The sequence below is a fragment of the Aeromonas sp. ASNIH1 genome (assembly GCF_002934285.1).
Classification (GTDB): domain Bacteria; phylum Pseudomonadota; class Gammaproteobacteria; order Enterobacterales; family Aeromonadaceae; genus Aeromonas; species Aeromonas caviae.
The window spans coordinates 2,603,590-2,623,974 of the sequence record NZ_CP026228.1; the positions used below are offsets into that span (position 1 = coordinate 2,603,590).

Consider the following 20,385-nt stretch of genomic DNA (forward strand, 5'->3'; position numbering starts at 1 on the left):
ATTGTTACTGTTATCCAGCGTTTAGTGGGTTCGCTCGATGATGTAATCGGCAAACGCTTCCAGAATGTCGGTATTGTAGGGCAAGGATTGCAGGGCTGTTAAGGCCTTGTCATGCAGTTCGCGAGCCAGCTCACGGGCATTGTCGAGTCCGAGCAGGGCCGGATAGGTACTCTTTTCCAGCGCCAGATCCGAGCCTTGCGGCTTGCCCAGGGTGGCAGTATCGCCCGTGATGTCGAGGATGTCGTCCTGCACCTGGAAGGCGAGTCCGATGGCGGCGGCATAGGTTTGCAGGGCGGTGAGGGTGGCGGGTTCCACGTCAGCCTTGCACAGGGCGCCGAGGGTCACGGCGCACTCGATGAGGGCCCCGGTCTTGTGGCGGTGCACCTGCTCCAGCTCGGCGAGGCTGATCCGGCGCCCTTCGGCGTCCAGATCCAGTGCCTGACCGCCGCACATGCCGAGATAGCCGGACGCGCGGGCCAGGGCACTCAGCATCCGCACCCGGTTGGCCATCAATGTATCGGGCATGGGGTGGTCGGCCAGAATGGAAAACGCCAGGGTCTGCAGGGCATCGCCTGCCAGGATGGCTGTGCCTTCATCGAAGGCCTTGTGTACGGTGGGCTGACCACGACGCAGGTCGTCGTCGTCCATGGCGGGCAGGTCGTCGTGCAGGAGGGAGTATGCGTGAATGCACTCCACTGCGGCGGCGGGGCCATCCAGCAGTTCGCTCTTGACGCCCAGCATCTCGCCGACGGCATAGACCAGGAAGGGGCGCACCCGTTTTCCACCGAGCAGCAGGCCGTATTTCATCGCGTCCCGCAAACGTGGCGCCATGGCGGGCAGGGCGTCAAGCTGTGCCGAGAGGCAGTCGTCGATGCGGCGCCGATGCAGGCGGGAGAAATCGTCCAGGGTCACTCACTCCTCTCCTTGTTCTGCTCGAAAGGGGACCGCTTGCTCGCTGCCATCGGCCTGGGTCAGGAGGATCTGGATCTTCTGTTCGGCCTGTTCCAGCTTCTGCTGGCCGGCACGCACCAGATGGATGCCCTGTTCGAATTGTTTGAGTGCCTCCTCGAGGGGGAGCGAGCCCTGTTCGAGTTGATGCACTATGGTTTCCAGCTCTTCCAGGGTGGCATCAAAACTCAGACGGTCGATTTTTTTACTGGCCATGTCCATCCTCGGGGATTGAAAAAAACGGCTCATCTTAACATCGACCGGCCACAGGGGGGAGGCAGAAAAACGCGGCGTCCTCAAACTATCCTGACCATGGCCGATAAGAACGGGCATGCAACCACGCAGTGCCGATCGGCGATTGCTGTGTACCGGGCTTGCTGCCGGGGGCGCAATAGCAGAAAATTCAACGCAATATAATGAGACGGCACGTTCGGCGACAGGAGTAGGGATGTGGATTTAGGGAGTCTGATAGGCTTAGTGCTGGGGTTCGGGGTCGTGGTGTACGGCATGTTGCTGGGCGGCCCCATGAGCATGTATGTGGACATGCCATCGGTCTACATCACCATACTGGGGTCCGTGTTCATCTGCATGATGAAGTTCAACCTCGGCCAGTTTCTAATGGCCTTCAAGGTCGCGGGCAAGGCCTTCATGTACAAGGGGGACAAGCTCGACGATCTCATCACCAAGGCGGTGGAACTGGCGGATGCGGCCCGCAAGGGGGGCTTTCTGGCCCTGGAGGCGGCGGAGATCCCCAATACCTTCATGAAGAAGGGCATCGACATGCTGGTGGACGGTCATGATGCCGACGTAGTGCGTGCGGTGATGGAGAAGGACATCGAACTGACGTCCGAGCGTCACGCCACAGCCATCAAGGTGTTCCGCTCCCTGGGGGATCTCGGCCCGGCCATGGGCATGATCGGTACCCTGGTGGGGTTGGTGGCCATGCTGGCCAACATGAGCGACCCCAAATCCATCGGGCCGGCCATGGCGGTGGCCTTGCTGACGACCCTGTATGGCGCCATCGAGGCCAACATGATTGCCATCCCCATCGCTGACAAGCTGGAACTGCGCAGTGGCGAGGAACAGTTGAGCCGCACCCTGATCCTCGACGCCATCATGGGGATCCAGGATGGACAGAACCCGAGGGTGATCCAGGCCATGTTGCAGAACTACCTGAATCAGTCCAAACGCAACAACGGGACCGAATAGGAGCGCACAGATGGCAAAGTGCAAGTGCCCGCCTCCCGGATTGCCCGGTTACATGGGAACCTTCGCGGATCTCATGTCTCTGCTGATGTGCTTCTTCGTGCTTTTGCTCTCCTTTGCCGAGATGGATGTGCAGAAGTTCAAGCAGATCGCCGGCTCCATGGAGAAGGCGTTCGGGGTACAGAACATCCTGGAGGTCAAGGATATCCCCAAGGGAACCTCGGTCATCGCCCAGGAGTTTCGTCCTGGTCGCCCCGAGCCGACGCCTATTGACACCATCATGCAGCAGACCATCGACATGACCCAGACCGAGCTGGATTTCCAGCCTGGGGATGCGGACAAGGCGGGTGGACATGACAAGACCGAAGGCCAGCAGAGCGGTGGCGATACCGCCCAGGAAGCCCAGAAGGCGCAGGAACAGTCCAACACTCTAGCCAAGGCTCTGGCGGAGCAGATGCAGGCCCAAATCCAGGATGGGGCCATCGAGATAGAGGCGCTGGGTCAGCAGATCATCATTCGCATTCGCGAGAAAGCGGCGTTCCCGGCGGGATCCGCCTTCCTGCAACCCCAGTTCTGGCCGGTGATCCGCAAGGTGGCTGCGCTGCTCAAGGATGTGCCGGGGGAGATCACCGTCTCCGGCCACACCGACAATGTGGCCACCGAGGACGAGTTGTTCCAGTCCAACTGGGAGCTTTCGTCCCAGAGGGCGGTGGCGGTTGCCCACCAGATGATCAAGGTGCCCGGTTTTGACGGCAATCGTCTGGTGGTGCAAGGGATGGCGGATTCCCAGCCGCTGGTGCCCAACAACAGCCCGGAGAATCGGCGCATGAACCGACGTGTCGAGATCGCCATCATGCAGGGCAAACCGACGGTGTCGGCTCCGCTTGGCGTCTCGGAATCCAAGTAACGCTGGCCCAAAGCGGGATCCCGCTCGCAGGGGCTGACATGGATTTTGTGGCGGCTTCATATTAAGATGCCCCATCCGAACCGATAGCTGCGGCTCTCTTTTGATTGCCGCAGCTTCTCTTTATAAAGCAACCCAGGTTTCGACTATGAATCATACTCCGATGACTGTTCGCGGCGCTGAAAAGCTGCGTCAAGAGCTCGATTATCTCAAGACCGAGCTGCGTCCCCAGATTATCGAAGCGATTGCTGATGCCCGTGAACATGGCGATCTGAAAGAAAATGCCGAATACCATGCCGCCCGCGAGCAGCAGGGTTTCTGTGAAGGCCGCATTCAGGAAATCGAAGGCAAGCTCTCCAATGCCCAGATTATCGATGTCACCAAGATTGCCAACAATGGCCGCGTCATCTTCGGCGCAACCGTGACCCTGCTCAAAAGTGAAACGGAAGAGGAAGTGGTCTACCGCATCGTGGGAGACGACGAGGCGGACATCAAGCAGAACATGATCTCCGTGAACTCCCCCATTGCCCGCGCCCTGATCGGCAAGGAAGTGGATGACGTTGCCATCGTCAAGACGCCGGGTGGCGATGTGGAGTACGAGATCCTGGAAGTTGCCTATCTCTGATTGAACGTCGGGGAAAGAGACAGGGGAGCCGGGCTCCCCTGTTGTCTTTAGTCACCCTGATAGGCCTGGACGAAGGCGTCCTGGTGGCGCTGGAAGAGTCAGTCCCGCAATTGTTCCTGATCCTCCTTGCCCAGCCGGAACTGGACGGCCCAGTCATGGTGATGTTGATTGGCATCCACGTGCCTGACGAGGGTTCCTGTCATGGCCAAGGGAGGGAGATCCTCGATGCGAAGGTATCCGCCAAGTGGATCTCCCTTGGCAAAGGCGTCCGGTAAGCCGGCCACGATGAGACCGCCAAGGGAGAGGCTGTATACCTCGTACTCCGCGTCTTCGGTGCAGAGCACGGCCTTTTCGTCGAGTCGCCAGGCGCGCAGATGGGGCGAACCCAGCTCGGTAATGGTCGGTGCGGCGATGCGCAGCTCGGCGTGGCCCTCCTCTGCCTGGGTGCAGTGGAGCGGGAAACGCAATTGGTAGCCGGCGATGCGGGCTTCGAGTGTCAGAGGCTTGGCTCGCTGCAACAGGCTTTGGAGAGGAAGGGGCAGGGTGCCGCGCAGGTATTGGCTGGTGGCAATGTCTTCATCGTTTCCCAGGTCCCGCAGCATGGCCAGTTCTTCATCGGTGAGAAGCTGATGCTTGTCCATAGTGGGTGTCCACGGCTATTCATCGCAGGTTAAGGGCCTGGCAACTATTTTGGCAAGCGACTTGGGAAGAAGGGAAATGAAGGAAAGAGCGAATGCTCTTTCCTGTTACTTGCGCGGCAACTGGATCTTGGGCTCTTTGGCCTGACGGTAGATGGTCAGTACATGGCCCATGCTCTGTACCTTGATTGCGCCGGTCTCGCGAACGATGGCATCCATCACCAGCTGTTTCATCTCACGATCTTCAGACGCAACCTTAACCTTGATCAGCTCGTGGTGGTTCAGGGCCAGATCGATCTCGGCCAGCACCCCTTCGGTCAGACCGTGTTGTCCCAGCAGGACGACCGGCTTCAGACTGTGGGCCAGGCCCTTGAGGTACTGTTTCTGTTTATTGTTGAGAATCATGGCAATTTCTTCATAAGTCAGGGTTGAAAGGGGCGTATTCTACCCCCACTTAGCCCTTAATACTAATAACCCTTGTGGTTTTTTAAAGTCGACAATCATGACCCAGAAAAAACGTTCCCCCAGTTCAACCCGCTGGTTAAAAGAACATTTCGACGACCAATACGTCAAGAAAGCCCAGAAGTTGGGACTGCGCTCTCGCGCCGTTTTCAAGATCGACGAGATCCAGGGCAAAGACCGGCTGCTCAAGCCGGGGATGACGGTAGTGGACCTGGGGGCTGCTCCCGGTGGCTGGTCCCAATTTGCTATCGACCAGGTCGGTGACAAGGGGCGCGTCATTGCGTGTGATATTTTGCCGATGGATTCCATTGCCGGTGTCGATTTCCTGCAAGGGGACTTTCGGGAGGAAACTGTACTCGGCGCCTTGCTGGAGCGAGTCGGCCCCGACAAGGTGGATGTCGTCATGTCCGACATGGCGCCCAACATGAGCGGTACCCAGCAGGTGGATCAAGCCCGTGCCATGTACCTGGTGGAACTGGCGCTGGACATGTGCAATCAGGTCCTGAGCAGTAATGGCAGTTTTGTAGTCAAGGTGTTCCAGGGGGAAGGGTTTGATGCCTATCTCAATGAAATACGTAGACTTTTCTCTGTCGTCAAGATTCGAAAACCAGACTCGTCCCGTGCTCGTTCACGAGAAGTCTACATTGTGGCTACCGGTTTTAAACTGTAGTACCCTAACCCTCATCGTTAACTGTCAGTCTGCGAGGTCATTGATTTGAGTGACATGGCGAAAAACCTAATCCTGTGGCTGGTCATCGCCGTCGTGCTGATGTCGGTGTTCAATAGCTTCAGCCCCAGCGATACCACCAGTCGCCAGCTGGACTATTCCAGCTTCGTGAAAGAAGTGACCCAGGAGCAGATCCGTGAAGTGCGGATGGATGGCAAGGTCATCAATGGCGTCAAGCGCACCGGTGAACGTTTCACCACCATCATTCCTGCGCCGGATCCCCAACTGCTCAACGACATGCTCAACCATAACGTCAAAGTGATGGGTGAGAAGCCGGAAGAACCATCTCTGATCACGTCCATCTTCATCTCCTGGTTCCCGATGCTGTTGCTGATCGGTGTCTGGGTCTTCTTCATGCGTCAGATGCAGGGCGGCGGCGGCAAGGGTGCCATGTCGTTCGGCAAGAGCAAGGCTCGCCTGATGAGCGAAGATCAGATCAAGACTACCTTTGCCGACGTAGCCGGTTGTGACGAGGCAAAGGAAGAGGTCAAGGAGCTGGTCGACTATCTGCGTGACCCGACCAAATTCCAGAAGCTGGGTGGCAAGATCCCGACCGGCGTCCTGTTGGTAGGTCCTCCCGGTACCGGTAAGACCCTGCTGGCCAAAGCCATTGCAGGCGAGGCCAAGGTGCCGTTCTTCACCATTTCAGGTTCGGACTTCGTGGAAATGTTCGTGGGTGTCGGTGCCTCCCGGGTGCGTGACATGTTCGAACAGGCCAAGAAATCCTCCCCCTGCATCATCTTCATTGATGAGATCGATGCGGTCGGTCGCCAGCGTGGCGCCGGTCTGGGTGGTGGTCACGACGAACGTGAGCAGACCCTGAACCAGATGCTGGTTGAAATGGATGGTTTTGAAGGCAATGAAGGCATCATCGTCATCGCCGCCACCAACCGTCCCGACGTACTGGATCCTGCTCTGCTGCGTCCAGGTCGTTTCGACCGCCAGGTCGTGGTCGGCTTGCCGGATGTTCGCGGTCGTGAGCAGATCCTGAAAGTGCACATGCGCAAGGTACCGCTGGCGGATGACGTCAATCCGGCGCTGATTGCCCGTGGTACCCCTGGTTTCTCCGGTGCCGATCTGGCCAACCTGGTGAACGAGGCTGCCCTCTTCTCTGCTCGCGAGAGCCGCCGAGTGGTCTCCATGCTGGAGTTCGAAAAGGCGAAGGACAAGATCATGATGGGGGCGGAACGTCGCTCCATGGTGATGAAAGAGTCCGAGAAGGAGATGACGGCCTATCATGAAGCGGGTCACGCCATCATTGGTCGCGTGGTGCCGGATCATGACCCTGTCTACAAGGTCTCCATCATTCCGCGCGGCCGTGCGCTGGGTGTGACCATGTACCTGCCGGAACAGGACCGCTGGAGCCACTCCAAGCAGCATCTGGAGTCCATGATCTCCAGCCTGTATGGCGGTCGTCTGGCGGAAGAGCTGATCTACGGTGCCGAGAAGGTATCGACCGGTGCATCCAACGACATCGAACGTGCCACCGACATCGCTCGCAAGATGGTCACCCAGTGGGGCATGTCCGAGCGTCTCGGCCCCATGCTTTACGCAGAAGAGGACGGTGAAGTCTTCCTCGGCCGCAGCATGGCCAAGGCCAAGCACATGTCTGACGATACCGCCCGCATCATCGATGCAGAGGTCAAGCAGGTCATCGATCGCAACTACGATCGTGCCAAGCAGATCCTGCTGGACAACATGGATGTGCTGCACACCATGAAAGATGCATTGATGAAGTACGAGACCATCGATGCCAAGCAGATCGATGATCTGATGGCGCGTCGCGAGGTCCGTGCTCCCAGCAACTGGCATGATGAGCATGGTGACACCCCGCAAGGCGGTGCCAGCGTGAACAACGGGCCGGAGGCCAAGGCGCCGACTGAAGAGGGCAGTGCACCTCTGAGTGACATCGACAAGGCGAACGATGTCCCGGCCAAATAAGTTGTCATGATACAAACCCCGGGCTTGCCCGGGGTTTTTCTTTGCACGAAGAGTTTGCCGCTCTTGTTGGAGGTAGTTGAAGCAATGCAGTTAATCAGCAAGGGACGTCCCCTTTCTCTCGACCGTCCCCATGTCATGGGCATTCTCAATGTGACGCCGGACTCCTTTTCAGATGGTGGCCGCTTCAAGCAGATCGATCTGGCGTTGGGTCATGCCCGCGACATGGTGGCCGATGGGGCCACCCTTATCGATATAGGTGGCGAGTCGACCCGCCCGGGCGCCCCCGACGTGAGCGAGCAGGAGGAGCTGGACAGGGTCATCCCCGTGGTGGAGCGCATGGTCGCCGAGCTGGATGTGATGATCTCCCTCGATACCTCCAAGGCGATTGTCATGCGGGAGGGTTGTGCTGCAGGTGGTCACCTCATCAATGATGTCCGCGCCCTGCAAGAGCCGGGAGCGCTGGGCGCGGTGGCCGAGGCTGGCGTACCGGTATGCCTCATGCACATGCAGGGGCAGCCCCGTACCATGCAGGTGGAGCCGCACTATGACGATTTGCTGGGGGAGGTGAGAGCCTTCTTTGACGAGCGGATTGCCGCTTGTCTGGGGGCCGGTATCCCGCGTGAGCATCTGGTACTGGATCCAGGCTATGGCTTTGGCAAGACGCTGGCGCACAACTATCAGCTGCTGGCACAGCAGGCGTCACTGCTCGATTACCAACTTCCGCTCTTGGTGGGCATGTCACGAAAGTCTATGATAGGCAACCTGCTTGACCGCCCGGTAGCCGAGCGGTTGGCTGGTAGTCTGGCCTGTGCCCTGATTGGGTTGCAACATGGCGCCAGGATCATCCGGGTGCACGACGTGCGGGCCACCATGGATGTCTTGCGTACAGGCTGGATGACCATGACGGGACAAGATTTCATATCCAAATAGAAAAACGAGAAACAGACAATGACCAGAAAGTACTTCGGCACCGACGGCGTGCGCGGCAAGGTGGGTGAATACCCGATTACCCCGGATTTCGTCATGAAACTGGGCTGGGCCGCCGGCAAGGTGCTCTCCAAGAAAGGGACCAAGAAGGTGCTGATCGGCAAGGATACCCGTATCTCCGGTTACATGCTGGAGTCGGCACTAGAGGCGGGGCTCTCCGCCGCCGGTCTCAAAGCCATATTGATGGGACCCATGCCCACCCCGGCGGTTGCCTACCTGACTCGCACCTTCCGTGCCGAAGCCGGCATCGTCATCAGTGCATCCCACAACCCCTATTACGACAACGGCATCAAGTTCTTCTCCGCCGACGGCACCAAGCTGCCCGATGATGTCGAGCTGGCCATCGAAGCCGAGCTCGACAACGAACTCAAGTGCGTGGAGTCCGCGGAGCTTGGCAAGGCGCAGCGCATCGATGATGCGGCTGGTCGCTACATAGAATTCTGCAAGAGCACCTTCCCCTCCAATCTGAGCCTGGAAGGGCTGAAAATGGTGGTGGATTGCGGTCATGGTGCCACCTACCACATCGCCCCTTCCGTCTTCCGCGAGCTGGGTGCCGAAGTCATCGCCATCGGCTGCAGCCCGGATGGGCTCAACATCAATGACGGCGTCGGTTCCACCGCACCGGAGGCGCTGGCCGCCAAGGTCCAGGAATGCAAGGCAGATCTCGGCGTCGCCTTCGACGGTGATGGCGACCGTCTGGTGATGGTGGACAGCACTGGTTACATCATCGACGGGGATGAGATCCTCTACATCATCGCCCGGGATGCCCTGCGCCATGGCCGCCTCAAGGGTGGTGTGGTGGGCACCCTGATGGCCAACATGGGGTTGGAGCTGGCACTTCAGACCCTGGGCATCCCCTTTGCCCGTGCCAAGGTGGGTGACCGCTACGTGCTTGAGATGATGAACGAGAAGGGCTGGCGCATCGGGGGCGAAAACTCCGGTCACATCATCTGCCTGGATCAGACCACCACGGGGGATGGTATCGTCGCCGCCCTGCAGGTGCTGACGGCCATGCGCAGTGCCGAGATGCCGCTGGCCAAATTGCGTTCGGGCATGAGCAAGTTCCCGCAAGTGCTGGTCAATGTGCGCTTCGCCGAAGGCAAGGATCCGCTGACCTCCAGTGCCGTTCAGCAGGAAGTGGCGGCAGTGGAGCAGGAACTGGCCGGCCGTGGCCGGGTGCTGCTGCGCAAATCCGGCACCGAACCCCTGATTCGGGTCATGGTCGAAGGTGAACACGAACAGCAGGTGCGCGATATGGCAGAGCGCATCGCCAAACAGGTCGAATCGGCGTTTTAATGAACAATCAAGGCGGCTTTTTAGTCGCCTTGGTTGTATCTTGTTCAAACGATTCGAAAATTTGAAAATAGCACTTGTCAGCTGAGCATCCTCTGGATATTATCAGCCCCGCTTTCGCAAGGGAGTTGCCGATGGGACATCGCAAGCCGTTTGTAGCAGCCAACTGGAAGTTACACGGTAGTAGGTCGCAGTTAGAGCAGTTTACGAGTCAGTGCACAGAGCGCATTGATGAAGACGTAGATGTGGTCTTGTGTCCATCCCATGTGCATCTCGGTTTCACGGCCGAACTGCTCGGTGAGCAGGGAAGAGTGAAGCTGGGGGCTCAGAACGTGAGCCAGCACAGACAAGGCGCTTATACGGGTGAAATCTCGTGTGAGATGCTGGTCGAGGCAGGTTGCCGATATGTACTTGTTGGCCACTCCGAGCGCAGGCGTCTCTTTGGTGAGACCAGTTTTATTGTCGCAGAGAAGTTTGCGGCAGTCAGAGCAGCAGGTCTGATACCCATACTTTGTCTGGGTGAGTCAGGTGCGGCGAGGCAGGCAAGAAGAACCTTTGAGGTGATTGCCGAGGAACTGGACATCGTCATAGAGAAAAATGGCGCGATGGCTTTCGATAATGCTATCATCGCCTACGAGCCAATCTGGGCTGTAGGTACAGGTAAATGCGCCACACCCGAGCAGGCACAAGAGGTTCATTCCTTTATTCGCAGTCGCTTGGCGGAGGATACTCCGGTAATAGGTGAGAAAGTCAGAATCATCTATGGTGGGAGCGTGACACCGGCCAATGCACAAGATTTGTTTGCGCAGCCCGATATTGATGGCGGTCTGATAGGCAGGGCAAGTCTTGATGGCGAGGCGTTTTTAGGAATAGTTGAAGCGGCAAAGGGTGCAAGTTAAATGTACGAGATTCTTTTGGTCGTTTATCTGCTGGTATCGCTGGCTCTGATTGGTCTGGTGATGATTCAGCAAGGTAAAGGGGCTGATATGGGCGCCTCCTTCGGCGCAGGGGCATCGAATACAGTGTTCGGCTCCGGTGGTTCAGGAAGTTTCCTGACCCGCACAACAGCGATTTTGGCTACTCTGTTTTTCTTGATTAGTCTGGTTCTGGGTTCCATGTCCAGCAACAAGGTCAAACAGGGTAGTGAATGGGAAAATCTGCAACAGACTCAACAAGTTGAGCAGAGCAAAGCGCCAGTGAAGAAAGATACTGACGTTCCCGAGTAAGAGTTTTGCCGTGGTGGTGGAATTGGTAGACACGCTATCTTGAGGGGGTAGTGCTCTAGGGTGTGCGGGTTCGAGTCCCGCCCACGGCACCAATTAAGCAGTGAACCCGGGTAACCGGGATGTTATAGCCGCTGAGTCTTGTCTAACGAGAGTGAAGTGGCTATAATCTCGCACGATTTCGGACGCGGGGTGGAGCAGCATGGTAGCTCGTCGGGCTCATAACCCGAAGGTCGTCGGTTCAAATCCGGCCCCCGCAACCAAATTTCACGCATTTCCTACGCTCAGGAAGGCGGTCGCTGCGAGGCGACAATCAGGGTAAAGCGCCAAGCCCCGATTTGACATCGGGGCTTTTTGTTATGTGCAATTTACTCTGAATCTATTTCTATCTGGGCTATATGCCCTTTTTTCGTTTTTCGGAGGGTGACTTTGGCTACGTTGGAACAACGTTTGACCGATCTGCTCGAGGCTCCGGTCGTTGCCTTGGGTTTTGAACTGTGGGGTATCGAGTTTATCCGTGCGGGTAAGCACTCGACCCTGCGCGTTTTCATCGACTCGGAGCAAGGCGTGACGGTGGAAGACTGTGCCGAGGTGAGCCGCCAGGTCGGCGCCATCATGGATGTCGAAGATCCCATCACCGAGGAGTACTACCTTGAGGTGTCTTCCCCGGGTCTGGATCGTCCACTGTTCAAGGTCGCCCAGTTCGAAAAATACGTTGGCCAGGAGGCGGCGGTAACGCTTCGGATGGCAACAAACAACCGCCGCAAGTTCAAAGGCGTAATCAAAGCCGTGCAGGGGGACATGATCACTCTGACGGTAGATGGTAAGGACGAGGTGTTGGCTTTCACCAATATCCAAAAAGCGAACATAGTGCCGAACTTTGGTTAACGAGGCTATCGGATATGAATAAAGAGATTTTGCTGGTCGTTGACGCTGTGTCCAACGAGAAGGCTGTCCCCCGCGAGAAGATTTTCCAGGCTCTGGAGACTGCGCTGGCGACTGCGACCAAGAAAAAATACGAAGGCGAGATTGAAGTGCGTGTCGAGATCGATCGCAAGACCGGTGACTACGACACCTATCGCCGTTGGGTCGTGGTGGCCGATCAGGCTTCCATGGAGAACCCGTACGGGGAAATCACCCTCGAAGCCGCTCAGATCGAGCAGCCGGATATCCAGATCGGCGACTATGTTGAAGACCAGATTGACTCTGTGACCTTCGACCGTATCACCACCCAGACCGCCAAGCAGGTCATCGTGCAGAAAGTGCGCGAGGCCGAGCGTTCCCAAGTCGTTGACCAGTTCAAGGACAAGGAAGGCACCATCATCAGCGGCGTGGTCAAGAAGAGCAACCGCGACAATGTGATCCTGGATCTGGGCAGCAATGCCGAAGCCGTGATCTTCCGTGACGACATGCTGCCCCGTGAGACCTTCCGTCCCGGCGACCGCATCCGTGGCCTGCTCTACGCCGTGCGTCCGGAAGCCCGTGGTTCCCAGCTGTTCGTCAGCCGCTCCAGCCCGGACTTCCTGAAAGAGCTGTTCCGCATCGAAGTGCCGGAAATCGGCGAAGAGATGATTGAAATCATGGGCGCCGCCCGTGATCCGGGTTCCCGCGCCAAGATCGCGGTGAAGACCAACGATCGTCGTATCGACCCGATCGGTGCCTGTATCGGCATGCGTGGTGCCCGCGTTCAGGCCGTCTCCGCTGAGCTGAGCGGTGAGCGTGCCGACATCGTGCTGTACGATGACAACCCGGCCCAATACGTGATCAACGCCATGGCGCCAGCCGATGTGGCCTCCATCATCGTCGATGAAGACAACCACACCATGGACATCGCCGTGGAAGCCGCCAACCTGGCCCAGGCCATCGGCCGCAACGGTCAGAACGTGCGTCTTGCCTCCCAGCTGACTGGTTGGGAACTGAACGTGATGACCGTCGAGGACATGCGTGCCAAGCACCAGGCCGAGAACGACCGCATCATGAACCTGTTCACCAGCACCCTCGACATCGACGACGATTTCGCCGGCCTGCTGATGGAAGAGGGCTTCTCCACCCTGGAAGAGATCGCCTTCGTCCCGGTCAACGAGCTGCTGGCCATCGACGGTCTGGATGAAGACATGGTCGAAGAGCTGCGCAAGCGTGCCAAGGATGCCCTGACCACCAAGGCCCTGGCCAAAGAAGAATCCTTTGAAGGCGTCGAGCCTTCCGAAGAACTGCTCAATCTCTCCGGCCTCGGCCGTGAAATGGCCTATGCCCTGGCCGCTCGCGGCGTCGGCACCCTGGAAGATTTGGCAGAGCAAGGTATCGATGACCTTGCCGACATCGAAGAGTTGACCGCCGAGAAGGCAGGTGAGCTCATTATGGCTGCTCGCAATATCTGTTGGTTCGGAGAAGAGCAGTCTGAATAAGGTCAAACGGAGGAAAATGAATGGCAGAAGTATCAGTTAAGCAACTTGCCACTGACATCGACACGCCGGTTGATCGTCTTCTCCAGCAGTTTGTCGATGCCGGCATCGTGAAGAGCAAGGCCGACGACATGGTCAGCGAGTCTGAGAAACAGACTCTACTGGCACATCTGAAGAAACAGCATGGAGGTGACGAGGTCACCGCACCTGCTCGCATGACCTTGCAGCGCAAGACCAAGAGCACTCTGAGTGTTCAGGGGACTGGCGGCAAGAACAAGGAAGTGCAGGTAGAAGTGCGCAAGTCTCGCACCTATGTAAGACGCTCGGCGCTGGAAGATGAACAGCGCCAGGCGGAAGCCGAGGAAACAGCGCGTTTGGAAGCAGAAGAAAAAGCTCGTCGCGAGGCCGAAGAGAAGGCCCGCCTCGACGCTGAAGAGAAGGCTCGCCGTGAGGCTGAGCAGGCTCGTCGTGAAGCTGAGGAAAAGGCGCGGATCGAGGCACAACAGAAGGCTCGACAGGCTCAACAGCCCGCCAAAGCAGCCGGTAGCACAGCTCAGCAAGAGGCAGAAAAGATGGCCAAGCGCGAAGCAGAAGAACTGAAGCGCCAACAGGAACAGACAGCTTTGCAAAAAGCTGAAGAACTCGCCGCGAAGAAAGCCGAAGAGGCTCGCATCATGGCGGAACAGAATGCGGCCCGCTGGGCTGAAGAAGAAGCGGCTCGCGCCAAAGAGAGCAGCGATTACCATCTGACCACCAACAAGCACGCGCAAGCGGCCGAAGATGAGTTGGATCGTAAGGAAGAGACCAGCCGTCGCACGGCTGCCGCTGCCAAGGCGCCGAAGAAAGTCGGCCGTCGCGAAGACGACCGCAATGACCGCAACTCCCGCGATCCCCGTGCCCGCAAAGGCAAGCGTGGCAAGATGGCCATGCCGAACGCCATGAAACACGGCTTCAACAAGCCGGCTGCCGTGGTCAACCGTGACGTCGTCATCGGCGAGACCATCACAGTGGCGGAGCTCGCCAACAAGATGGCCGTCAAAGGCGTTGAAGTCATCAAGGTGATGATGAAGATGGGTGCCATGGCCACCATCAACCAGGTGATCGACCAGGAGACCGCTCAGCTGGTCGCCGAGGAGATGGGTCACAAGGTAGTGCTGCGCCGTGAGAACGAGCTGGAAGAGGCGGTACTTAGCGATCGTGACGAGACCTCCGAAGCCAAGCCGCGTGCGCCGGTCGTGACCATCATGGGTCACGTCGACCACGGCAAGACCTCGCTGCTGGACTATATCCGTAAAGCCAAGGTCGCCGCGGGCGAAGCCGGTGGCATTACCCAGCACATCGGTGCGTACCACGTACAGACCGACAGCGGGATGATCACCTTCCTGGATACCCCGGGTCACGCAGCGTTTACCTCCATGCGTGCTCGTGGTGCCAAGGCGACCGACATCGTTGTGCTGGTTGTTGCAGCTGACGACGGCGTGATGCCGCAGACCATCGAAGCTATCCAGCACGCCAAGGCGGCCGGTGTGCCGCTGGTTGTTGCGGTGAACAAGATCGACAAGCCTGAAGCGGATCCGGATCGCGTCAAGACCGAGCTGGCCCGTTACAACGTCATGTCCGAAGACTGGGGTGGTGATTGCCAGTTCGTGCACGTCTCCGCCAAGTCTGGCGAAGGCATCGACGACCTGCTGGAAGCCATCCTGATCCAGGCCGAAGTCCTGGAGCTGAAAGCCGTGGTTGACGGCATGGCCAACGGCGTCGTGATCGAATCCTTCCTGGATAAAGGTCGTGGTCCGGTTGCCACCGTGCTGGTACAAGAAGGTACTCTGCGTCAGGGCGACATCGTGCTGTGCGGTCTCGAATACGGCCGGGTTCGCGCCATGCGTGACGAACTGGGTCGCGAGATCAAGGAAGCAGGTCCCTCTCTGCCAGTGGAAATCCTCGGCCTGTCCGGTGTTCCCTCTGCCGGTGACGAAGCCACGGTCGTGCGTGACGAGAAGAAAGCCCGTGAAGTGGCGCTCTACCGTCAGGGCAAGTTCCGCGAAGTCAAGCTGGCTCGCCAGCAGAAGGCCAAGCTGGAAAACATGTTTGCCAACATGACCGAGGGCGAAGTGTCCGAAGTGAACGTGGTGATCAAGGCCGATGTACAAGGCTCTGTGGAAGCGATCTGCGATGCGCTGGTCAAACTCTCCACCGACGAAGTGAAGGTGAAGATCGTGGGTTCCGGCGTAGGTGGCATCACCGAAACCGACGCGACCCTGGCCGCGGCTTCCAGCGCCATCCTGGTGGGCTTCAACGTCCGTGCCGACGCTTCTGCGCGCAAGGTCATCGAATCCGAGAGCCTGGATCTGCGTTACTACTCCGTCATCTATGACCTGATCGACGAAGTGAAGCAGGCCATGAGCGGCAAGCTGGCTCCTGAGTATCGTCAGGAGATCATCGGTCTGGCTGAAGTGCGCAGCGTCTTCAAGTCGCCGAAGTTCGGCGCCGTTGCCGGCTGTATGGTTACCGAAGGTGTGGTCAAGCGTTCCAACCGCATTCGCGTTCTGCGTGACAACGTGGTTATCTATGAAGGCGAGCTGGAATCCCTGCGCCGCTTCAAGGATGACGTCAACGAAGTTCGCAACGGCTACGAGTGTGGTATCGCGGTCAAGAACTACAACGACGTGCGTGAAGGCGACCAGATCGAGGTGTACGAGACCGTTGAAATCCAGCGGACTCTGTAAGCCGAGCGTTAGACAAAATAGGGGGCCGCGGCCCCCTTTTATCGCAGGATAGAATATGGCCAGAGAATTCAGCCGGACCCGTCGGGTCGGGCAGCAGATCCAGCGTGAAATCGCGCTGATCCTGCAGCGCGAGGTGAAAGACCCGCGCATCGGCATGGTGACCGTCTCCGACGTGGAGGTCTCCAAGGACCTCAACTATGCCAAGGTTTATGTCACCTTCTTGCAACTGGAGAATGACGCCGAGCGCATCAAGGAAGGGCTCAAGGGCCTGACCGAGGCTGCCGGTTACATCCGCAGCCTGCTGGGCAGCGCCATGCGTCTGCGGGTGGTGCCCGAGCTGCGTTTCTACTACGACCAGACCCTGGTCGAGGGGATGCGCCTCTCCAACCTGGTGACCAACACTGTGCGTGAAGACAAGCGTCGCATGACTGAAGCCGGTCGTGACGAAGAGCAATCCGCACCGGATGACACGACTGAGGATAACGCCTGAGATGTCTCGTAGACGTCGTTTCAAAGGCCGTGACGTACACGGCATCCTGCTGCTGGACAAACCGACCGGCCTGACTTCCAACGATGTGTTGCAGAAGGTCAAGCGGATCTACAACGCCGCCAAGGCTGGCCATACCGGCGCCCTGGACCCCCTGGCCACCGGCATGTTGCCGATCTGCCTCGGGGAGGCCACCAAGTTCTCCCAGTATCTGCTGGAAGCGGACAAGCGCTATGAGGTGACCGCCAAGCTGGGCGAGCGCACCAATACCAGCGACTCCGACGGCGAGGTGGTCTCCACCCGTCCGGTGAACGTGGCCGTGGGTACCCTGATCGAGGCGCTGGACCAGTTCCGCGGCCCCATCATGCAGGTGCCGTCCATGTACTCCGCCCTCAAGCACAACGGCCGCCCGCTCTACGAATATGCCCGTGAAGGGATCGAGATCGAGCGGGAAGCCCGTCCCATCACCATCTTCGAACTCAAGCTGCTCGGCTTCGAGGGGAACGAGGTGAAGCTGGAAGTGCATTGCAGCAAGGGTACCTATATCCGCTCCCTGGTGGACGATCTGGGAGAGGTGCTGGGCTGTGGCGCTCACGTCACCCAGCTGCGTCGCACTCAGGTGGCCAGCTACCCCTACGAGCGGATGCTGACCCTGGAGCAGCTCGAGTGCATCTTCGAGCAGGCCAAGGCCGAAAGCATTCCGCCACGGGAGCAGCTGGATCCCCTGCTGCTGCCGATGGACACCGCCGTGGCCTCCCTGCCCGAGGTGAACATGCTGGTCGCCGTGGCCGCCTATGTGAACCAGGGTCAGGCCGTGCAGGTGGCAGGTAGCCCCCAAAGTGGCCAGGTCCGCATGACGGTTGGCCCGGAGCGCGAATTCATCGGGGTTGGCGAGATCGATGACGAGGGGCGCGTGGCGCCCAAGCGTCTGGTTCGCTACCACGACGAGGAGTGATCCTCAGGCGGTATCGGTCTGTCACGCGTCTTTCCCGTTGCGAAAAGGGGCGGGGACGATTATGATACCGCCCTCATTTCACGGCTGAATTAGAGATTGGCTGTGAACCTTTAAACACTCTACTGGAGTAATACCATGTCTCTAAATGCTGAGATCAAAGCTCAAATCGTTGCCGACAACGCTCGTGGCGCCAACGACACCGGTTCCCCCGAAGTGCAAGTTGCCCTGCTGACTGCCCAGATCAACCATCTGCAAGGTCACTTCAAGGAGCACGCCAAGGATCACCACGGTCGTCGCGGTCTGCTGCGCATGGTTTCCCAGCGTCGTAAGCTGCTGGACTACCTGAAGCGTAAAGACGTTCAGCGTTACGCTGCTCTGATCGCCAAGCTGGGTCTGCGTCGTTAATCGACCATCAGATTTCGCAAAAAAGGGGAACCGCGAGGTTCCCCTTTTTTATTGCCAGTTTCAAACAGGATGCAGGCCGTTGCCTGCCTCACAGAATTGACGTCCGCGCTTACCTTTTGATGCGAATCAAGTATACTTGCACGCGAATTTAAAGCGCCAAATTGTTAAAAGGAAATTCACGTGAATCCTATTGTAAAGTCATTCCAGTACGGTCAACACACCGTCACACTGGAAACCGGTGTGATGGCCCGTCAAGCCACTGCGGCCGTCATGGTCAGCATGGACGATACCTGTGTCTTCGTGACCGTCGTTGGCAAGAAAGAGGCCGATCACGGCCGTGATTTCTTCCCGCTGACCGTCAACTATCAGGAGCGTACCTATGCTGCTGGTCGTATCCCGGGTGGTTTCTTCCGTCGTGAAGGCCGTCCGAGCGAGGGTGAGACCCTCATCTCCCGTCTGATCGACCGTCCCATCCGTCCGCTGTTCCCGGAAGGCTTCCTCAATGAGGTTCAGGTGGTTGCCACCGTCATGTCCGTGAACCCGGCCGTTTCTCCCGACATCGTTGCCATGATCGGTGCCTCCGCGGCCCTGGCCATCTCCGGCATCCCGTTCGGCGGCCCGATCGGTGCAGCCCGCGTGGGTTACATGAACGGCCAGTACGTGCTGAACCCGACCACCACCGAACTGCCCCAGAGCGATCTGGATCTGGTGGTTGCCGGTACTGCCAATGCGGTGCTGATGGTGGAATCCGAAGCGGCCATCCTCTCCGAAGAGGTGATGCTGGGCGCCGTGGTCTACGGTCACGAGCAGATGCAGACCGTGATCAACGCCATCAATGAATTCGCTGCCGGCGTCGGTACCAAGCCCTGGGACTGGACCCCGCCTGCCGTCAACGAAGCGCTGAAAGCCAAAGTTGCCGAACTGGCGACAGCTGAGCTGGGTGAAGCCTACCGTATCACCGAGAAGGCTGTTCGTTACGAAACCATCGCTGCCATCAAGGGCCGCGTGGTCGAGCAAGTCATCGCATCCGGCGTGGAAGAAGATGCCAAGAAGATCGGCGAAGAGTTCCACAGCCTGGAGAGCCGCATCGTCCGTGGTCGCGTCGTACGTGGTGAGCCGCGTATCGACGGTCGCGATCCGGAAATGATCCGCGCCCTCTCCGTCGGTACCGGCATCCTGCCCCGTGCCCACGGTTCTGCCCTGTTCACCCGTGGTGAAACCCAGGCCATCGTGGTCGCCACGCTGGGTACCGAGCGTGACGCCCAGAACATCGACGAGCTGACCGGCAACCGCGCCGATCGCTTCATGCTGCACTACAACTTCCCGCCCTACTGCGTCGGCGAGACCGGCATGATGGGCAGCCCGAAGCGTCGTGAAATCGGTCACGGTCGTCTGGCCAAGCGCGGCGTTGCTGCCGTGATGCCGAGCGCCGCCGAGTTCCCGTACGTGGTGCGCGTAGTCTCTGAAATCACCGAATCCAACGGTTCCTCCTCCATGGCGTCTGTCTGTGGTTCCTCCCTGGCGCTGATGGATGCCGGTGTGCCGATCAAGGCCTCCGTTGCCGGTATCGCCATGGGTCTGGTGAAGGAAGAGGAAGGTTTCGTCGTGCTGTCCGACATCCTGGGTGACGAAGATCACCTGGGCGACATGGACTTCAAGGTAGCCGGTACCAGCGAAGGTGTGACCGCGCTGCAGATGGACATCAAGATCGAAGGCATCACCAAAGAGATCATGGAGATTGCGCTGAAGCAAGCTCGTGGCGCTCGTCTGCACATCCTGAAAGTGATGGACGAAGCTATCCAGGCTCCCCGTGCTCAGATCTCCGATTTCGCACCGCGCATCCACACCATCAAGATCAATCCTGAGAAGATCAAGGATGTGATCGGCAAGGGTGGTTCCGTGATCCGTGCACTGACCGAAGAGACCGGCACCAACATCGAGCTGGATGATGACGGTACCGTTCGCATCTCCGCCGTGGCCAACGAAGCCGCCATGGAAGCGATCCGCCGCATCGAGGCCATCACCGCCGAGATCGAAGTGAACCGCATCTACGAAGGCAAGGTCGTGCGCCTGGCTGACTTCGGCGCCTTCGTCAACATCCTGCCGGGTAAAGACGGTCTGGTGCACATCTCCCAGATCACCGATGCCCGCGTGCAGAACGTGGCAGACTTCCTGAAAATCGGTGACGTGGTGAAGGTGAAGGTACTGGAAGTGGACCGTCAGGGCCGTGTGCGTCTCTCCATCAAGGAAGCGAACGCACCGACCGAAGCGGCTGCTGCTGCTCCTGCTGCCGTTGCCGTCGAAGAGCCGGCTGCCGAATAAGGCTGCCGTATGTGAAAGAGCCGACCCTTGGGTCGGCTTTTTTGTGCCTGTCGCCCGGCATGGCGCAGATTGTCTCCTTGTTCCTTTTGGCGCCCCTTGATATAAGGGACGACCCCGCTTCGTTGGCAAAAGGA

Annotated in this window: 20 protein-coding genes and 2 tRNA genes; 18 read left to right on the top strand and 4 right to left on the bottom strand. The window is 58.5% G+C overall.

The window, feature by feature from the left end; all coding sequences use genetic code 11:
- Positions 1-21 precede the first annotated feature (21 nt).
- Both ispA and xseB read right to left on the bottom strand, forming a co-directional pair.
- On the bottom strand, positions 22-912 hold the full coding sequence (gene ispA / locus C2U37_RS12710; protein ID WP_041215676.1) for a (2E,6E)-farnesyl diphosphate synthase: 891 nt from the start codon (positions 910-912) through the stop codon (positions 22-24).
- Positions 913-1,164: an exodeoxyribonuclease VII small subunit gene (gene xseB / locus C2U37_RS12715; RefSeq protein ID WP_010675381.1), complete on the bottom strand. Its 252-nt coding sequence runs from the start codon at positions 1,162-1,164 to the stop codon at positions 913-915.
- Between the two features lie 234 nt (positions 1,165-1,398).
- Between xseB and pomA the strand changes: the two genes are divergently transcribed.
- From pomA to greA, 3 genes are all read left to right on the top strand, one after another.
- Complete coding sequence (gene pomA / locus C2U37_RS12720) at positions 1,399-2,157, top strand: flagellar motor protein PomA (protein ID WP_029314770.1); 759 nt, start codon at positions 1,399-1,401, stop codon at positions 2,155-2,157.
- Between the two features lie 10 nt (positions 2,158-2,167).
- Positions 2,168-3,061: a flagellar motor protein MotB gene (locus tag C2U37_RS12725; protein ID WP_042878323.1), complete on the top strand. Its 894-nt coding sequence runs from the start codon at positions 2,168-2,170 to the stop codon at positions 3,059-3,061.
- A 145-nt stretch (positions 3,062-3,206) separates the two neighbouring features.
- Positions 3,207-3,683 carry a transcription elongation factor GreA gene (gene greA / locus C2U37_RS12730; RefSeq protein WP_010675378.1) on the top strand — a complete coding sequence of 159 codons (477 nt, stop codon included), beginning with the start codon at positions 3,207-3,209 and terminating at the stop codon, positions 3,681-3,683.
- 98 nt (positions 3,684-3,781) lie between these two features.
- On the opposite strand, the gene C2U37_RS12735 is transcribed toward greA, so the two are convergent.
- Together C2U37_RS12735 and yhbY are read right to left on the bottom strand one after the other, a co-directional pair.
- Complete coding sequence (locus tag C2U37_RS12735) at positions 3,782-4,324, bottom strand: PilZ domain-containing protein (RefSeq protein WP_104452433.1); 543 nt, start codon at positions 4,322-4,324, stop codon at positions 3,782-3,784.
- Positions 4,325-4,429: 105 nt separating this feature from the next.
- On the bottom strand, positions 4,430-4,726 hold the full coding sequence (yhbY, locus tag C2U37_RS12740; RefSeq protein WP_010675376.1) for a ribosome assembly RNA-binding protein YhbY: 297 nt from the start codon (positions 4,724-4,726) through the stop codon (positions 4,430-4,432).
- A 97-nt stretch (positions 4,727-4,823) separates the two neighbouring features.
- Between yhbY and rlmE the strand changes: the two genes are divergently transcribed.
- From rlmE to pnp, 15 genes are all read left to right on the top strand, one after another.
- Positions 4,824-5,453 (top strand): 23S rRNA (uridine(2552)-2'-O)-methyltransferase RlmE, encoded by a 630-nt coding sequence (gene rlmE / locus C2U37_RS12745; RefSeq protein WP_010675375.1) that lies wholly within the window; start codon positions 4,824-4,826, stop codon positions 5,451-5,453.
- A gap of 45 nt (positions 5,454-5,498) precedes the next feature.
- Complete coding sequence (ftsH, locus tag C2U37_RS12750) at positions 5,499-7,451, top strand: ATP-dependent zinc metalloprotease FtsH (protein WP_039040290.1); 1,953 nt, start codon at positions 5,499-5,501, stop codon at positions 7,449-7,451.
- 84 nt (positions 7,452-7,535) lie between these two features.
- Positions 7,536-8,381, top strand: coding sequence for a dihydropteroate synthase (gene folP, locus C2U37_RS12755; RefSeq protein WP_104452434.1), 846 nt, complete (start codon positions 7,536-7,538; stop codon positions 8,379-8,381).
- Positions 8,382-8,399: 18 nt separating this feature from the next.
- The gene (glmM, locus tag C2U37_RS12760; RefSeq protein WP_039040289.1) at positions 8,400-9,734 is read left to right on the top strand and encodes a phosphoglucosamine mutase; all 1,335 of its coding nucleotides are present in this window, start codon (positions 8,400-8,402) and stop codon (positions 9,732-9,734) included.
- A gap of 131 nt (positions 9,735-9,865) precedes the next feature.
- Entirely contained in the window at positions 9,866-10,630 is a 765-nt protein-coding gene (tpiA, locus tag C2U37_RS12765; protein ID WP_104452435.1) for a triose-phosphate isomerase, read from the top strand.
- Entirely contained in the window at positions 10,631-10,957 is a 327-nt protein-coding gene (secG, locus tag C2U37_RS12770; RefSeq protein ID WP_010633113.1) for a preprotein translocase subunit SecG, read from the top strand.
- A gap of 7 nt (positions 10,958-10,964) precedes the next feature.
- Positions 10,965-11,049: transfer RNA gene (locus C2U37_RS12775), tRNA-Leu, on the top strand.
- Positions 11,050-11,140: 91 nt separating this feature from the next.
- Positions 11,141-11,217, top strand: a tRNA-Met gene (locus C2U37_RS12780).
- Between the two features lie 166 nt (positions 11,218-11,383).
- Positions 11,384-11,842, top strand: coding sequence for a ribosome maturation factor RimP (gene rimP, locus C2U37_RS12785; RefSeq protein WP_010675370.1), 459 nt, complete (start codon positions 11,384-11,386; stop codon positions 11,840-11,842).
- A gap of 14 nt (positions 11,843-11,856) precedes the next feature.
- Positions 11,857-13,359, top strand: coding sequence for a transcription termination factor NusA (nusA, locus tag C2U37_RS12790; RefSeq protein WP_010675369.1), 1,503 nt, complete (start codon positions 11,857-11,859; stop codon positions 13,357-13,359).
- A 20-nt stretch (positions 13,360-13,379) separates the two neighbouring features.
- Entirely contained in the window at positions 13,380-16,082 is a 2,703-nt protein-coding gene (gene infB, locus C2U37_RS12795) for a translation initiation factor IF-2 (RefSeq protein WP_043153231.1), read from the top strand.
- A 55-nt stretch (positions 16,083-16,137) separates the two neighbouring features.
- Positions 16,138-16,572 (top strand): 30S ribosome-binding factor RbfA, encoded by a 435-nt coding sequence (gene rbfA, locus C2U37_RS12800; protein ID WP_010675366.1) that lies wholly within the window; start codon positions 16,138-16,140, stop codon positions 16,570-16,572.
- Between the two features lies 1 nt (position 16,573).
- Positions 16,574-17,524, top strand: a complete 951-nt coding sequence (truB, locus tag C2U37_RS12805; RefSeq protein WP_041215670.1) for a tRNA pseudouridine(55) synthase TruB — start codon at positions 16,574-16,576, stop codon at positions 17,522-17,524.
- Between the two features lie 135 nt (positions 17,525-17,659).
- On the top strand, positions 17,660-17,929 hold the full coding sequence (gene rpsO, locus C2U37_RS12810; RefSeq protein WP_010675364.1) for a 30S ribosomal protein S15: 270 nt from the start codon (positions 17,660-17,662) through the stop codon (positions 17,927-17,929).
- A 180-nt stretch (positions 17,930-18,109) separates the two neighbouring features.
- Positions 18,110-20,251 carry a polyribonucleotide nucleotidyltransferase gene (gene pnp / locus C2U37_RS12815; RefSeq protein WP_104452436.1) on the top strand — a complete coding sequence of 714 codons (2,142 nt, stop codon included), beginning with the start codon at positions 18,110-18,112 and terminating at the stop codon, positions 20,249-20,251.
- The last annotated feature ends 134 nt before the right edge of the window (positions 20,252-20,385 follow it).

What these genes read in the sequence shown, in the direction of transcription:
- xseB (WP_010675381.1), bottom strand. Translation starts at nt 1,164, where the DNA reads ATGGCCAGTAAAAAAATCGACCGTCTGAGTTTTGATGCCACCCTGGAA.
- C2U37_RS12725 (WP_042878323.1), top strand. Translation starts at nt 2,168, where the DNA reads ATGGCAAAGTGCAAGTGCCCGCCTCCCGGATTGCCCGGTTACATGGGA.
- greA (WP_010675378.1), top strand. Translation starts at nt 3,207, where the DNA reads ATGAATCATACTCCGATGACTGTTCGCGGCGCTGAAAAGCTGCGTCAA.
- C2U37_RS12735 (WP_104452433.1), bottom strand. Translation starts at nt 4,324, where the DNA reads ATGGACAAGCATCAGCTTCTCACCGATGAAGAACTGGCCATGCTGCGG.
- yhbY (WP_010675376.1), bottom strand. Translation starts at nt 4,726, where the DNA reads ATGATTCTCAACAATAAACAGAAACAGTACCTCAAGGGCCTGGCCCAC.
- rlmE (WP_010675375.1), top strand. Translation starts at nt 4,824, where the DNA reads ATGACCCAGAAAAAACGTTCCCCCAGTTCAACCCGCTGGTTAAAAGAA.
- folP (WP_104452434.1), top strand. Translation starts at nt 7,536, where the DNA reads ATGCAGTTAATCAGCAAGGGACGTCCCCTTTCTCTCGACCGTCCCCAT.
- glmM (WP_039040289.1), top strand. Translation starts at nt 8,400, where the DNA reads ATGACCAGAAAGTACTTCGGCACCGACGGCGTGCGCGGCAAGGTGGGT.
- tpiA (WP_104452435.1), top strand. Translation starts at nt 9,866, where the DNA reads ATGGGACATCGCAAGCCGTTTGTAGCAGCCAACTGGAAGTTACACGGT.
- secG (WP_010633113.1), top strand. Translation starts at nt 10,631, where the DNA reads ATGTACGAGATTCTTTTGGTCGTTTATCTGCTGGTATCGCTGGCTCTG.
- nusA (WP_010675369.1), top strand. Translation starts at nt 11,857, where the DNA reads ATGAATAAAGAGATTTTGCTGGTCGTTGACGCTGTGTCCAACGAGAAG.
- infB (WP_043153231.1), top strand. Translation starts at nt 13,380, where the DNA reads ATGGCAGAAGTATCAGTTAAGCAACTTGCCACTGACATCGACACGCCG.
- rbfA (WP_010675366.1), top strand. Translation starts at nt 16,138, where the DNA reads ATGGCCAGAGAATTCAGCCGGACCCGTCGGGTCGGGCAGCAGATCCAG.
- truB (WP_041215670.1), top strand. Translation starts at nt 16,574, where the DNA reads ATGTCTCGTAGACGTCGTTTCAAAGGCCGTGACGTACACGGCATCCTG.
- rpsO (WP_010675364.1), top strand. Translation starts at nt 17,660, where the DNA reads ATGTCTCTAAATGCTGAGATCAAAGCTCAAATCGTTGCCGACAACGCT.